This is a genomic window from Endozoicomonas euniceicola (genome assembly GCF_025562755.1).
Classification (GTDB): domain Bacteria; phylum Pseudomonadota; class Gammaproteobacteria; order Pseudomonadales; family Endozoicomonadaceae; genus Endozoicomonas_A; species Endozoicomonas_A euniceicola.
Window position 1 is genome coordinate 3013587 of sequence record NZ_CP103300.1, and the last position, 13831, is coordinate 3027417.

General features: G+C 49.2%; 15 protein-coding genes. 11 read left to right on the forward strand and 4 right to left on the reverse strand.

From position 1 onward, the window contains the following. Window positions 1-11 precede the first annotated feature (11 nt). The 3 genes from NX720_RS11850 to NX720_RS11860 all read left to right on the forward strand — a co-directional run bounded on the left by NX720_RS11850 (window position 12) and on the right by NX720_RS11860 (window position 2526). Complete coding sequence (locus NX720_RS11850) at window positions 12-1313, forward strand: capsule biosynthesis protein (RefSeq protein WP_262601317.1); 1302 nt, start codon at window positions 12-14, stop codon at window positions 1311-1313. 136 nt (window positions 1314-1449) lie between these two features. After that, the gene (locus NX720_RS11855; protein WP_262601318.1) at window positions 1450-1902 is read left to right on the forward strand and encodes an Lrp/AsnC family transcriptional regulator; all 453 of its coding nucleotides are present in this window, start codon (window positions 1450-1452) and stop codon (window positions 1900-1902) included. Between the two features lie 114 nt (window positions 1903-2016). Further along, the gene (locus NX720_RS11860; RefSeq protein WP_262601319.1) at window positions 2017-2526 is read left to right on the forward strand and encodes a BPSL1445 family SYLF domain-containing lipoprotein; all 510 of its coding nucleotides are present in this window, start codon (window positions 2017-2019) and stop codon (window positions 2524-2526) included. A 235-nt stretch (window positions 2527-2761) separates the two neighbouring features. Here the strand turns inward: NX720_RS11860 and tnpA are convergent, their stop codons facing one another. Next, the gene (gene tnpA, locus NX720_RS11865; protein WP_262599592.1) at window positions 2762-3190 is read right to left on the reverse strand and encodes an IS200/IS605 family transposase; all 429 of its coding nucleotides are present in this window, start codon (window positions 3188-3190) and stop codon (window positions 2762-2764) included. A gap of 66 nt (window positions 3191-3256) precedes the next feature. On the opposite strand from tnpA, the gene NX720_RS11870 reads away from it, so the two are divergent. The 3 genes from NX720_RS11870 to alr all read left to right on the forward strand — a co-directional run bounded on the left by NX720_RS11870 (window position 3257) and on the right by alr (window position 5826). Next, on the forward strand, window positions 3257-4072 hold the full coding sequence (locus tag NX720_RS11870; protein WP_262601320.1) for an RNA-guided endonuclease InsQ/TnpB family protein: 816 nt from the start codon (window positions 3257-3259) through the stop codon (window positions 4070-4072). Beyond that, window positions 4062-4547: an RNA-guided endonuclease InsQ/TnpB family protein gene (locus NX720_RS11875; RefSeq protein ID WP_262601321.1), complete on the forward strand. Its 486-nt coding sequence runs from the start codon at window positions 4062-4064 to the stop codon at window positions 4545-4547. Before NX720_RS11870 ends, NX720_RS11875 begins: the two co-directional genes overlap by 11 nt. A 169-nt stretch (window positions 4548-4716) precedes the next feature. Then, window positions 4717-5826 carry an alanine racemase gene (gene alr / locus NX720_RS11880; RefSeq protein ID WP_262601322.1) on the forward strand — a complete coding sequence of 370 codons (1110 nt, stop codon included), beginning with the start codon at window positions 4717-4719 and terminating at the stop codon, window positions 5824-5826. A 26-nt stretch (window positions 5827-5852) separates the two neighbouring features. Here the strand turns inward: alr and NX720_RS11885 are convergent, their stop codons facing one another. Beyond that, window positions 5853-7487: an IS1634 family transposase gene (locus NX720_RS11885; RefSeq protein ID WP_262596076.1), complete on the reverse strand. Its 1635-nt coding sequence runs from the start codon at window positions 7485-7487 to the stop codon at window positions 5853-5855. A gap of 261 nt (window positions 7488-7748) precedes the next feature. Here NX720_RS11885 and lrp point away from each other — a divergent pair, with 261 nt between their 5' ends. Then, a complete protein-coding gene (gene lrp / locus NX720_RS11890) occupies window positions 7749-8237 on the forward strand; it encodes a leucine-responsive transcriptional regulator Lrp (RefSeq protein WP_262601323.1) in 489 nt (162 codons plus the stop codon). Window positions 8238-8246: 9 nt separating this feature from the next. Here lrp and NX720_RS11895 read toward each other — a convergent pair whose 3' ends face one another. Together NX720_RS11895 and NX720_RS11900 are read right to left on the reverse strand one after the other, a co-directional pair. Further along, window positions 8247-8618 (reverse strand): PilZ domain-containing protein, encoded by a 372-nt coding sequence (locus NX720_RS11895; protein WP_262601324.1) that lies wholly within the window; start codon window positions 8616-8618, stop codon window positions 8247-8249. After that, window positions 8599-8898, reverse strand: a complete 300-nt coding sequence (locus NX720_RS11900; protein WP_262601325.1) for a hypothetical protein — start codon at window positions 8896-8898, stop codon at window positions 8599-8601. The genes NX720_RS11895 and NX720_RS11900 overlap by 20 nt, the downstream gene beginning before the upstream one ends. A 268-nt stretch (window positions 8899-9166) precedes the next feature. Here NX720_RS11900 and NX720_RS11905 point away from each other — a divergent pair, with 268 nt between their 5' ends. From NX720_RS11905 to NX720_RS11920, 4 genes are all read left to right on the forward strand, one after another. After that, window positions 9167-10213, forward strand: a complete 1047-nt coding sequence (locus tag NX720_RS11905; protein ID WP_262601326.1) for a Leu/Phe/Val dehydrogenase — start codon at window positions 9167-9169, stop codon at window positions 10211-10213. 49 nt (window positions 10214-10262) lie between these two features. Further along, window positions 10263-11348 (forward strand): pyruvate dehydrogenase (acetyl-transferring) E1 component subunit alpha, encoded by a 1086-nt coding sequence (pdhA, locus tag NX720_RS11910; protein WP_262601327.1) that lies wholly within the window; start codon window positions 10263-10265, stop codon window positions 11346-11348. Further along, entirely contained in the window at window positions 11341-12321 is a 981-nt protein-coding gene (locus NX720_RS11915) for an alpha-ketoacid dehydrogenase subunit beta (protein ID WP_262601328.1), read from the forward strand. Before pdhA ends, NX720_RS11915 begins: the two co-directional genes overlap by 8 nt. A gap of 68 nt (window positions 12322-12389) precedes the next feature. Further along, the gene (locus NX720_RS11920; protein WP_262601329.1) at window positions 12390-13445 is read left to right on the forward strand and encodes a dihydrolipoamide acetyltransferase family protein; all 1056 of its coding nucleotides are present in this window, start codon (window positions 12390-12392) and stop codon (window positions 13443-13445) included. Window positions 13446-13831: the final 386 nt, after the last annotated feature.

The window sequence follows — 13831 nt, forward strand, 5'->3', positions numbered from 1 at the left end:
GGACAGACTTCTTGGATCAGTTCAACGTGCAAAAGTCGTCTGTATTATTTTTACAAGGGCCGTTAGGACCTTTCTTTCGGGAACTGGCCGGTGCTTTTTCTCAGGCGGGATATGACACCCATAAAATTAATTTTAACGGCGGTGACCGCTTTTATGCAGGCGCAGATTGCGTGACCGACTATCAGGGAAAGCCAGACGACTGGCCGACTTTCTTGCAGGAATACCTGTCAGAACATTCGATAGGTGCCGTCTTTCTGCTGGGGGATTGCCGTTATTATCACCGCACGGCAAAACCGGTTTGTGACCGGCTGGGTGTTGCCTTTATGGTGTTTGAGGAAGGGTATTTGCGACCCAACACCATTACGCTTGAGCCCCACGGCGTTAATGCATTAAGCCGACTGGACCTGTCTTTACAGCGGCTACAGCAAACAACGGTAAAGCCCGTTAAAACGCCGGTAACGATTGGCAATACTATGCTTCGCAGGGGTGTGTATGCGTCGTTGTATTACTGGGCTGCCCTGTTCAGCCGCAGGCAGTTTCCACACTCTGTCCATCATCGGGCTTCGAACCCTGTAAAAGAAGGGTATTGCTGGCTGCGGGGATTTGCTCGCAAATGGCTGGTAAAGCCTGCGGATTATCTTATTAAAAGACGGCTGACAAAAACCTGCAGTCAGCGTTTTTTTCTGGTGCCTTTACAGGTACACGACGATTCTCAGAAGATTTATCACTCAAACTTCAGTTCTGTTGAGTCGTTTATTGCTGAAGTCATTGACTCCTTCAAACGTTATGCGGCACCTGATCAGGTACTGTGTTTTAAGCATCACCCTATGGACCGGGGTTATACGCACTACGGCAGGTTTATTCGTGAGAAGGTAAAACGCCTGGGCTTGCCGGATCGGGTGGTTTATTGCCATGACGTTTCACTGCCTGAACTCTATCGTCATACTGCCGGAGTGGTTACTGTGAACAGTACGGTGGGTGTGTCGGCCCTGTTGCACGGTTTACCGGTTAAAGTAATGGGCAGGGCCATGTACGATATTCAGGGTCTGACTCATCAGGGTAGCCTGGCCTCCTTCTGGAAAGCGCCTCAACCGGTTGACCGGTCGCTGTTTGCAAAGTTCCACTCCCTGTTATTTGAGCAAACCCAGGTCAATGCCAGCTTTTTCAGGCATTTCGATATCAGTTGCAGCAATGCGCTGATGTTTTTTGAAAAGATAATCAGGCAAAGTGTTGCTTCGTCTGCGGTTTATAGCCTGCCTTCCCGTAACGCCAGCCATCCCGAAGTCAAAGACCTTCCACTGAGTGCCGCCTGAACAGCGGCCATTCCTTTCTCAATCCTCCCTTCAGGTCCTGAAGTCGACTCCTCATCTCTCTGATCCTTCCTTTGCCAGGGTTCGGCGAGTATGGCACCATTCTCGCCACTCTTTACTGCCTGTAACTGTCACTGTAATGGACTCTATCGACCGAAAAATTCTGCTTGAATTGCAGGAAGACTGCACTCTTTCCCTTGCCGAAGTTGCAGAAAGAGTCTGTCTGTCGCCTACTCCCTGCTGGAACCGAATTAAGCGTCTGGAAAGTCAGGGCTACATCAATAAACGGGTTGCCCTGATTAATGCCGGGAAAGTAGGGCTGGGGGTTTCTGTGTTTGTTCATATAAAAACACAACAGCACTCGTCTGACTGGCTGAAAACTTTTTCGGATACTGTTAATAGCTTCCCGGAGGTAGCAGAATGCTACCGGATGAGCGGCGAGTATGATTACCTGCTGAGAGTGGTGACCAAAGATATCCAGTCTTTTGATCACTTCTATAAAGGGCTGGTTAACAGTATCGACGGCCTGAGTGATGTGACCTCCAGCTTCGCCATGGAGCAGATGAAATACACAACGGCGCTTCCTCTTTAGTTGAAAAACTGTGTAAAGCACACATAGAAATACGACCTTGTACTGGTAATATCACGGCAGCACTTACTATAGGGAAACATTATGTTGCGCCAGATGAGACGTCTATTTCTGTTTATGGTTATCTCTTGTTTGACTTTGCCGGTCGTTGCTTCATCAAAAGCCGAACTGAACGCTACCGTCAAGGAAACATTGTCGGGTCTTTACGACGAAAGCCCAGCCGCCAGAACTCTTGGTAAAGAGGCCAAAGGCATTCTGGTGTTTCCGAAAATCATTAAAGGTGGTTTGTTTGTGGGCGGTGAGTACGGTGAAGGCGCGCTGCTGATCAATCAGCAGGTAGTCGACTATTACAACACGGCTTCGGCCTCTGTTGGTCTTCAGCTGGGTGCACAGGTGCGTTCTCAGATTGTCATGTTTATGACCCATGAAGCGCTGGAGACATTCCGTAACAGCAAAGGCTGGGAAGCAGGCGTTGATGGTAGCATTGCTATTGCCGAGTTTGGTGTCGGTGAAACCATTGCCACCAATACCGTTCAGGAGCCGATCATTGCCTTCATCAGTGACAATAAAGGCCTGATGTATAACCTGACCCTGGAAGGCACCAAGATGACCAAAATCGATAAGTGAGCCTGAAGCACAGATCATAACGCTGTCCGCTGTCCGCTGTCCGCTGTCCGCTGCTGGTTGTTGGCTGTTAGTCAGGCAGCCAGCAGCCAACAGCCAGCAGCCAGCAGCCAAAAGCCAAAAGCCAAAAGCCAAAAAAGTCTTCCGTCTTTTACCTCAGTGTTTTAGCAAAATCGTCGTAAACCCTCGCCCAATGCGGGCGGGGATATAAGACGGGAAGGCGCAGAGCCTTCCGCCATCAATCTGGTGTACTCTGGCTATTAACGTAGTCCTTCAGAGTCTCGATAGTTGCACCGCCAGCACTGCAAGCAAAGTAAGACCTTGACCACATTAAGCCTGCTTTGCTCTGAGCAGTAAGGTGGGTATTCAGCATTCGCAACCGTCTTGATGATGTTGATTTGAGATTATTTACCATGACACTGATAGCCAGTTTTGGTGGGTAGGCCACCAACAGGTGTACGTGATCTTTTTCGCCATCCATTTCAAGTAACTGGCATTCCAGTTTTTCACATGCACTCTCGAACGACTCCCGTAACTGCTTGATCATATAGCCATCAAAAAGCTTTCGTCTGTACTTTGTCGTGAACACCAAATGAACAACCAGCTTGGTAACGCTATGTCGTTTGCGAAGATACCCTTTAAGCAAATCTTTATTGTGTGCGCCCACTTGAAAACCTCTTTCAAATACCTGTAATATAAAGCTTATATTAATGGAGCACTGAAATAAAGTTCCATGCTGAGAGCCACCAAAGTACGAATCTATCCAACATCAGAGCAGGCGGAATTTCTCGACCGTCAGTTTGATGCTGTGCGGTTCGTATGGAACAAGGCCCTGGCTATTAAGGTTCATTATTACAAGGTTCGTGGGCAGAGCCTTTCTCCCAAAAAACACCTGAAGCCCTTGCTGGCAAAAGCCAAGAAAAGCCGAAAGTACTCATGGCTGAAAAACGCTGACTCTATTGCACTGCAACAGGTCACTATCAATCTGGATACGGCCTTTCAAAACTTTTTCAATCCCAAATTGCAGGCAAGATTTCCTCGCTTCAAGAAAAAGCATGGCAAGCAAAGTAGCTACCATTGTACGTCTGTCTCTGTGGGCGATAACTGGATAAAAATCCCCAAGTGCAAGCCCATAAGGGCTAAAGTGCATCGTGAAATAGTGGGTAAGGTGAAGTCTATCACCCTGAGAAGAACGCTAACCGGCAAGTATTTTGCCTCCATATTGGCTGATGATACCCAGGAACAACCAAAACAGATTGATAATCTTGAAGCTAATCAGGTTGTCGGTGTTGATATGGGGATTACTGATCTGGCTATCACCAGTACCGGCCATAAGACTGGCAATCCTCGCTTTCTGAAAAAAGCACAACGTAACCTGAAAAGAAAACAACAGGCTCTATCTCGCTGCAAGAAAGGCTCAAAAGGTAGGCACAAAGCCCGTTTATTGGTGGCAAAGGCGCATGAGCGTGTAGCCTTTGCCCGTAATGATTTTCAGCATAAGGGGCGCAGCATTCAATGTCTTACCGGGCTTTTGGCGGTTGGCTATTAGCTGCTCAGACAGCCAACCACCAAAAGCTAATAGCCAACAGCGGTATATTCTAACCTTCCGTTCCCCTAAGCTATCAAAACAACTCATCGACGAAAACCAAGCGGTGATTGTGGAGACACTGAAAGTTAAAAACATGCTCAAGAACAAGCGTCTTGCTCGTTCTATTGCTGATGCTGGCTGGCACTCACTGATAACCAAACTCGAATACAAGGCAAAGCAGGAAGGTAAACATCTGGTGAAGATAGACCAGTGGTTTGCATCCTCTAAAGCTTGCTCAGTCTGCGATTTGAAACAGGAAAAAATGCCATTGAGAATCCGATCATGGGAGTGTAGCTGTGGTGCTATCCATGACCGGGATATTAATGCAGCTCGCAATATCAAGAAGCAAGGCATATTGAAATTAAAGGCGGAAGGACTGTCCGTTTCTGCTGATGGAGGCTTGCGTAAATCCGGCAGACTGTCGGTTGCTGCCTAAGAAATCAGAAGCCTCACCCGATAGGGTGGGGAGCAGTCACCAGGGATGTAGATCCCCCCCCGTTACCGGTATTATTTATTCACTTAGTGAATTTCGATAATCACATAAAGAGCTAAAAATTATAAATTGTTAGCATTGATGCTGATTTTTCTGGGAAAACATTGCAATCATGAGTCGTCCAGCTAAGGCGGTCATTAATCTTGATGCCCTGCAACACAACTACCAGCTGGCCAAATCGTTAGCCAACCGGGAACGAACCAATGGCAAGGTTCTGGCAGTGGTGAAAGCCGATGCTTATGGACATGGTGCGGTGGCCTGCGCAAAGGCTCTGTCGGGTCAGGCAGACGGTTTTGCGGTGGCCTGTATTGAAGAAGCTCTGGAGTTACGCAGTACGGGTATCCAGCAACCGATTCTCCTGCTGGAAGGTTTTTTTGAAGCCATTGAATTGAACGAGATCAGCCGTCATAAGCTGGACATTGTCGTGCAAAATCCCGAACAGCTGACCATGCTGGAACAGAGCCCGCAACCAGAGCCTGTGCGCGTCTGGCTGAAAATGGACTCAGGTATGCATCGTGCCGGTCTGTTACCACAAGACTTTCGAGCCGCCTGGATGCGTCTGGACGCCCTGCCCTGGGTCAGCGATATTGTTATGATGACTCACCTGGCCTGTGCGGATGAATCGGATAACGGCTATACACGACACCAGCTTGAAGTCTTTGAGCAACATACCCTTGGCTTGCCGGGTGAGCGCAGTATTGCCAATTCAGCCGGTCTGGTGAACTATCACCAGGCCCGGGCTGAATGGAATCGCCCCGGGTTATTACTGTACGGCGCTTCTCCCTTTGAAACCGTTCACCCGATTGAGCAACAGCTACAGCCGGTCATGGAGCTGCATTCCGCCATTATCAGCATTAAGAATATTCCTGCTGGCAGCCCGGTGGGTTATGGCAGCGCCTGGACCAGTCAGCGGGCGACCCGGCAAGGCGTGGTGGCTATTGGTTACGCTGACGGTTACCCGCGCCATGCGCAAAACGGTACACCCATCCTTGTGAAGGGTAAACGAGTACCGGTGATTGGCCGGGTTTCCATGGATATGCTGACTGTTGACCTGACTGATGTGCCGCAAGCCCGACCGGGCGACAGTGTTGTATTATGGGGCAAGGATCTCCCGGCGGCAGAAGTAGCTCGTTATGCCAGCACCATACCTTATCAGCTGTTCTGCAACCTGAACCGGGTTCCGGTTGAATACGCCCAGTCATCGATAGCCGTTGATGTCTGACTCTCAACCGTCATTCACCACCCTATTCAGGAATAAATTTCTTGGTACGTTGAGCCCAAAATAAAAATGATCGTCGATTGCCTCTCTGATATTCCAACCATGTGTTTCTCCGTCCCGTTAACCGACAGCACATGAATCCCATCAAAGCACAGGAAAACCCATCTGCCCGTTGGGTTCTGGGCTGGTTTCTTCTTCATGTCCGGGAACGTTCGGCTCTGCCTTTTCAGTTCATAGCGGATTCGATGCTGAATTGCAGCATAGACCATAAGACAGAGTGTCATCACCATTAACAGGGCCTCAATACGCTCAGGTTTTTTGAGATACAGTGAAGACACCAGAAAATCAGGGCTCTTCAGGAAGCGAAAACCTCTCTCAACCTGCTGCTGGGATTTATACGTCCTCAGTAGTTCGCCAGCGTCAAGCCGGACTGTATCTGTATCGTTGGTTGCCAGAACAAAACAACCCAACGATGCTTCTGCATCACGACGAGTCTGTACAGCAACCGTGCAGGAGCCTGTCACATAATATTCATAGTGGTCGGGAACCGTCCCATCAGCAGGACGGCCTTTGGTTTTATAGCAGGGACTCTCGATGATCTCAGGTTCAGCCTGGCAGTATACGGACTGTTTTTGCCATAGCTTGAAAGCTTCCATGGCATCCGATTCGCAACAGAATGGCTTCTTGCCCAATTTCTCAAGTTCCTTGAACTCCTTCAGGGACTTTTTCTGCATACGCCTTGTCAGTGTCTTCTGTTCTGTTTTCTGGCTTTGATTATTTCGAAACAGTACCCAACGTTGTACGACACCTGCATAGTCAGACAGAGTCTCTACAGATTCGTAATGCTCAAACCCTTCAACCTCAACCATTGAGCGCAATGGCGCACTTTGAACCAGTTCTTTGGCTGCACCAATGTTGAGAGGAACTCTGGAGATAAACAACTGATCCTGCTGACTCAGTTCCTGAACGGTTTCAGCCACATACAATGCAGCATCACCGATGAAGTAACGGGCATTCAGTGCCGCCTTGAAGCTCTTTATATGCTCAGAAACCACTTGTTTGAAACTGGTCTTGTCCGTCACATTACCGCTGGCTGCTTTCATAAACATCGGAATGCCTGCCCGGTTTTCGGTCAGCAGGAGCAATATGGCCTGGTTCAGGTCAGGACGATGATCTCGGCTGTAGCCCTTGCAAAGCCTGATGCAATTGAGGTCCTCGTCACTTACTTCCTCCTCGCTGTTATAACGGCCATCGACGTGAAATCCTGTGCCATCAAGGTTGAGTGCATCACATGGCAATTTGAGATGCGTAGCCACCTTGATAGCCAGCTCAAAATAGACTTTACTGACACCCAGTTCAAACAGTTCATCCAGTGTTCTTCCAAGAACTTTGTCGTTTATGTGTTCGGGCTCAATCCCCTCTCTGATCAGTTTATCGAGGGGTTTATTGGAGAAGAACTGAGGGAACATGTGGAGAGACTGCCCCGTAAAGCCGAGGCCATTGATAATCATCGCGACAACGGCCTCACCGTGGGAGATGTTCCATTCGTCAGATACTTTGGGCGCGCGCCTGTCGATATGGTCGGCAATGCCCAGCTCTTTGCACATTCCAGCCACTAGACCGAGATGATCCATGACCTGAGAGTGGTATTGAATAGGAGGCATAACAAGGCTTCTTGATATTTGCTTATCTGATAGATAGCAGGTATTAGGAAAATGTCATGTTGGGTGGTGAATGTCGGTCTCAACGATGCACCCGGCTATGACAGTCGACTACGAGCATCACATTTACTGGGCTATCTTGCTTATTTTTTGCACACAAACGGAAAATTTACATAGCAGGTCTATTTAAGCACTTGAAGATTTTCTGTCTGTGCCATACTCTCACGCACCATTCGGAATGTTCGTCTAACAACAGCTGAAACCATGAGAAGCCGCAAAGAAGTCATTCGCCAACTGGACAGGATTGATCGTAATATTCTGCGTACCTTGCAGGAAAATGGTCGTATTTCCTACGTAGACCTCGCTGACCGTGTGGGTCTGAGTACAACGCCCTGCATGGAACGAGTCAAAAGACTGGAGCGTGAAGGTGTTATTCAGGGCTACAGCGCCCGGTTAAATCCACAATTCCTGCAAGCTGGTCTGCTGGTGTTTGTCGAAATCAGTTTATATACCAAATCCGCCGATATCTTTGATGACTTCCGCAGGGCAGTCATTAACCTGCCCAATGTTCTGGAATGTCATCTGGTATCAGGCCACTTTGATTATCTGGTTAAAGCCCGGATTTCTGAAATGGCCTCCTACAGGGAACTACTGGGCGACATCCTGTTAAAGCTGCCCGGTGTAAGAGAGTCGAAAAGTTACATTGTGATGGAAGAACTGAAGGAAACTCTGAACCTGCCCATTCCTGATTAAGGCTTCTTATCAGTAGTCGCGGATAAAGTAATTAAGGGCCACCTGATCCTGTTCGTCGATCTCCCGCAGCTGGAATCCAGCGGCATAGCTTCCCGGAGTCGGGGCTGAAGGCGAGTTGCCCTGTTTGCTGCCCGATTGGCACCAGACGCATTCAGCTATCAACGATACCTGGTGATAGCTTTTCTGTGGGCCGGGTAGCACCAGTGTTATATTACGGACCTCATCCTGACGAATGATCTGGTTGGTTAACAGACTGAAACCTCCCTTTGAAACATCTTCCAGAACACCCAGTAACTGACCAGTGTCGTTATCAAGAACCTGTGCGGGCTCTTCAAGCAGTTTGCGGGGGAAGCGACGTTTTTCAAGTACAGTGTCTGTCATAGATCGTCCTCCTTTTGACTATGGAAATGCAGTCTTCCCAGAATCTGAAATAATTTTTATTTTCAGGAGTGAGCTGCGCTCTTGTCGTACAGAGTCGCTCATGGCTAACAAGATACCCAGAAAATGTCTCTGATGACAAATTTTGATTTACATCGGCCTGTTTGATAATACGTCCACTGTCATCTACGCCAATAGGAGTGTCCCCGGGTTCCTCATTCAGCTGCAATAGTTGCTGATCGATATTCTCTAAAGAAACGCGACCGGAAGATCCCCCGTCCATAATGATTTCCCTGTAAAAATTAATTTCCAAGGCTATCGGCAACAGGGCAGGTTTTCTCACGTATAAAGCAGTAGCGTGTTGAGTGTACAGGTAGTTTTAGGTCAAAATTTGACAACAGCTTCCGATCTCATTCTTAATCACAATAAGGGACTACAATCCCCGTAGCGTTAATCCTGTAACCAACCCGTTTGCAGGATGCCTGAAATAAAAATAAGAAATAAAGCAAAATCAGAGCCTTATCCGCTCTGAACCATTCGGAGGATCCCGTATGTTCAGACAGATAACCCAGGCCAGGATGAATGATATTCATATCAAGTACGATGAACATTCCGGCCTGAAGTCCATAATTGCCATCCACAATACTCGCAGAGGCCCTTCTCTGGGCGGTTGCCGCTTTATCCCTTACCCTTCTTTTGATGATGCCGTGACCGATGCTATCCGTCTGGCCCAGGGTATGAGTTACAAAGCGGCTCTGGCCGGGCTGGATCTGGGTGGTGGGAAATCAGTCATTATGATGCCTGAGGGCGATTTCGATCGTACTGAGCTATTCAGTGCCTTTGGACGTTTTGTCGATGAGCTGGGGGGGCGATATATCACGGCAATAGACAGTGGCACCAGCGTTTCCGATATGGATATCATTGCCAGCCAGACCCACCATGTTTCCTGTACGTCAGCCAGCGGTAACCCCGGGCCTTCAACGGCCAAAGGAGTCTATTACGGCATCCTTTCTACGCTCAAGGCGCGTAAAGAGTTTGGCAATACGCTCAAAGGTATGACCATTGCTGTTCAGGGGTTGGGAAGTGTGGGTTATGCCCTGTGCCAGCTATTGCACAGAGACGGAGCCCGGCTGGTTGTGTCAGACATTGACGACGACAAAGTTGAACAGTGCATCCGGGAGTTTGGTGCCAGAGGGGTCAATCCGTCAGAGATTCATTCAACCTCCTGCGACATTTTCAGTCCTTGTGGCCTGGGCGGCGTACTGAATGAGCAGGCGATCGACCAGCTTCAATGTGGTGCCGTTGCCGGTTCAGCCAACAACCAGTTACTGACTCCGGAATGTGGGGAGCAACTGTTTAACCGGGACATCCTTTACGCACCGGACTATCTGATTAATGCGGGTGGCCTGATTTTTGTCGCCATGACCCACGCTCGCAAAAGTAACCACGAAATGAATCTCAGAATTAAAGGGATTGGAGAAACGCTGCTACAGGTCTTTCGCAGACAGCAGCAACAACAGGAGCCTGTTAACCGGATTGCAGATCAAATGGCTGAAGCTATTTTGTTTGGTGATGAGTTCAGGCAGCTAACTGCTTAAAACTATCTACTATAAACAGGCGGTCTGACTAATAACAGAGGCTTCTACTGTGAAACAGAAAGAACTTAATCCAATTCCCATCTACCGGTACCTGGATGCTGAAGGTGAAGTGATCGAGCGATTGCCAGGCTGGACAGAGGATAAAGATATTCTGCTTGGTTACTATCGTAATATGGTGCTGGGCCGTCAGGCTGATGCCAAGGCGGTTGCTTTGCAGAGAACGGGCCAGATGGGCACTTACCCTTCCTGTCTTGGACAGGAGGCTATCAGTACTGTGACCTGCGCCCTGATGAAAAAAGAGGATGTTCTGGTTCCTTATTACCGGGACCATCCGGGGCTTATGGTCAGGGGCATTCCCCTATCCGACATTTTGCTCTACTGGGGAGGGGATGAGCGCGGGAGTTCTGGTGACCACTGGGGCAAGGACTTCCCCAACTGTGTGCCCATTGCCACTCAGGCCTGTCATGCCGCTGGTGTGGCAGCCGCTTTGAAAATACGACAAGATTCCGGTATTGCGGTGTGTGCTCTTGGGGATGGCGCAACATCAAAAGGGGATTTTCTCGAAGCATTGAACCTTGCCGGTGCCTGGCAGCTGCCCGTGGTCTTTGTCATCAATAACAACCAGTGGGCCATTTCAGTCCCAAGACGCATCCAGTCCGGTGCCCCCACTTTAGCCCAGAAAGGCGTATCAGCGGGTTTACCCTCTTACCAGGTGGATGGCAATGATGTGATCGCCCTGCACGAAGTGATAAATGAGGCGATAGGCAGAGCCCGTAGTGGCAAAGGCGCAACGGTTATTGAAGCCATCAGTTACCGTCTGGGTGATCACACTACGGCAGACGACGCCAGTCGTTATCGTAGCAGTGATGAGTTGCAACAGGCGTGGGGCAAAGAACCCATCAAGCGACTCCGAACCTTTTTGCACCACCGGGGGTGGTGGGACGAACAGCAGGAACAGGCGCTGATTAAAGACGTCAGCCAGCAGATTGAACAGGAGGTTCAAAACTATCTCAATACGCCGCTTCCACCGGTAAAAGACCTGTTTGATTACCATTATGCGAACATGCCGCCAGCCCTGCAGCAGCAAAAACAGGAGGCCGAGTTGAGAGCCGCGGGAGGTCAGAGCCATGAGTAAGATCACAATGGTAGAGGCGGTGAACCTGGCTTTGGATCATGCCATGGAGAGCGACCCGGATGTGGTGATGTTAGGTGAGGACATTGGTGTGAATGGCGGTGTGTTTCGTGCCACTCAGGGGTTAAAGGATAAATACGGTTTTAAGCGGGTCATGGATACACCACTGGCAGAAACGCTGATAGCCGGCATCAGCATTGGCATGGCTGCCCAGGGTTTGAAGCCCGTGGCAGAAATACAGTTTATGGGGTTTATCTTCCCCACTATGGAACAGCTAATTTGCCACGCAGCCCGTATGCGCAATCGCACCCGTGGTCGTTTATCCTGCCCGATGGTATTGCGGGCTCCCTTTGGTGGGGGCATTCACGCACCAGAACATCATTCAGAAAGCACTGAAGCTCTGTTTGCACATATTCCCGGTTTAAGGGTGGTCATTCCATCATCGCCTGTGCGGGCTTATGGCTTGTTGCGGTCTGCTATTAATGAACCGGACCCGGTTATCTTTCTGGAACCCAAGCGCATCTACCGGGCATCAAAGCAGGAGGTTGATCACAAGACACCACTGCTGCCGCTGGATAAGTGCTTTACCCTGAAACAGGGGCAGGACGTTACCCTGGTCAGCTGGGGAGCCTCGGTTAAGGAAACCATGGAAGCAGCCAACACTCTTGAGCAACACGGTGTTTCGACTGAGGTGATTGACGTTGCCACCATTAAGCCTCTGGATATGGAGACGATTCTGACATCGGTTCAAAAAACCGGCCGGTGCGTGATTGTCCATGAAGCCTGTAAAAGCTTTGGTGCAGGGGCAGAAATTGCTGCCAGTCTTGCCGAACAGGCGTTAATGGTTCTCAAAGCACCTGTAGAGAGAGTGACCGGTTTTGACACCATCATGCCTTACTATCGAATGGAAAATCATTATCTGCCCAGTCCTGACGACATCATGAAAGCGGCATTAAAAACGTTGTCTTTTCATTAAGAGTCGTTTCATAAATCGTCGTTTTATTAATTGTCATTTCATTAAGAAATTAAAACGGGAAGCTGCCAATGAAATTTTTTAACTTGCCCGACCTGGGAGAAGGAATTCCTGAAGCAGATATTGTTGAGTGGCATATACAGGAAGGCGACCACGTAAAAGAAGACCAGATTATTGTTTCTGTTGAAACAGCCAAAGCCATTGTTGAGGTCCCTTCTCCGGTTACTGCTGAAGTGGCGCGTTTATGTGGACAACCCGGTGATACCATTCTGACCGGCGCGCCACTGGTTGAGTTCGTATCGGAGGAAGAAGACTCAGGCACAGTGGTTGGAAAGCTGGCAACAGACACTGCCAGCCCGACAGAAGAGACTTTCTTTATTGGCTCTCCACCAGAAGACTCATCAGTGAGTCGTAATGCACAAGGCTCTGTCAATGAGCTGGCTTCCCGTCTTGGCATGACACTAACCGAAAAGCCCGCTCAAACCGGATACGCACTGGAAAACCCTGAGCCTTTGAAAGGCGTTCGCAAATTTATGGCGAACACCATGGCACAGTCCCACGCTGAAGTCGTGGCTGTCACCCTGTTTGATGATGCTGACATTGATCACTGGGCAGAGGGTGAGGATATTACCGTACGACTGATTCAGGCTACTACCAGAGCCTGTCAGGCTGAACCGGCATTAAACGCCTGGTTTGATGGCAAGTCGATCAGCAGGGAAGTGTTTGACACCGTTCATCTTGGACTGGCAGTGGACAGTGAGGAAGGGTTGTTCGTTCCGGTCATTCGTAATGCTGACCTGCTGGATGCCAAACAACTGAGAACTCAGATCAATGCTTTCAGAACGGCGGTTAAAGAACGTACCCTGCCGCCTTCTGATATGGTTGGCGCAACCGTTACACTGAGCAACTTTGGCGTATTTGCCGGTAAATACGCAACGCCGGTTGTTGTACCGCCGATGGTTTGTATCGTTGGTATCGGGCAGTTGCGGGAAGAGATTGTCAGTATTGACCGGCAGGCCGTCAGTCATAAAGTATTGCCGATTTCTGTCACCTTTGATCATCGGGCTGCAACCGGTGGGGAAGCTACACGCTTTCTGCACACCCTGATCGCTCAGTTAGAAAAATAATGACAGGTGCTGGTGGACAGGCGGCTTATTGCTAAGCCGTCGTACGCCAGCACCGGGCCTGCCTTATATAAATACGTCACCTGACTTGTACTGACGGATGGTCAGAAAAATCGGCCAGCCCTGTTAAAACAAAAAATACGGTGATTTAAGCGTCCAGCTATTGCAGATTGTTTAAAAACTCCACATTATAAATTCAAAGGGGCTCGCTTTTTCCCGCTCTGTTTGAGTTAACCTCCAATAAGTTTTTCTTATACGCAGGTTAAGCGTTCCATGATGTCAGCCAATGGAAATGGCTGTCAGCCTCGACCACTTTTTAGCTCTTGTTCAGAAGGGTTAAGCTCAGGGCTGTTTTGAGCTCAGGGCTGTTTTGAGCTCAGGGCTGTTTT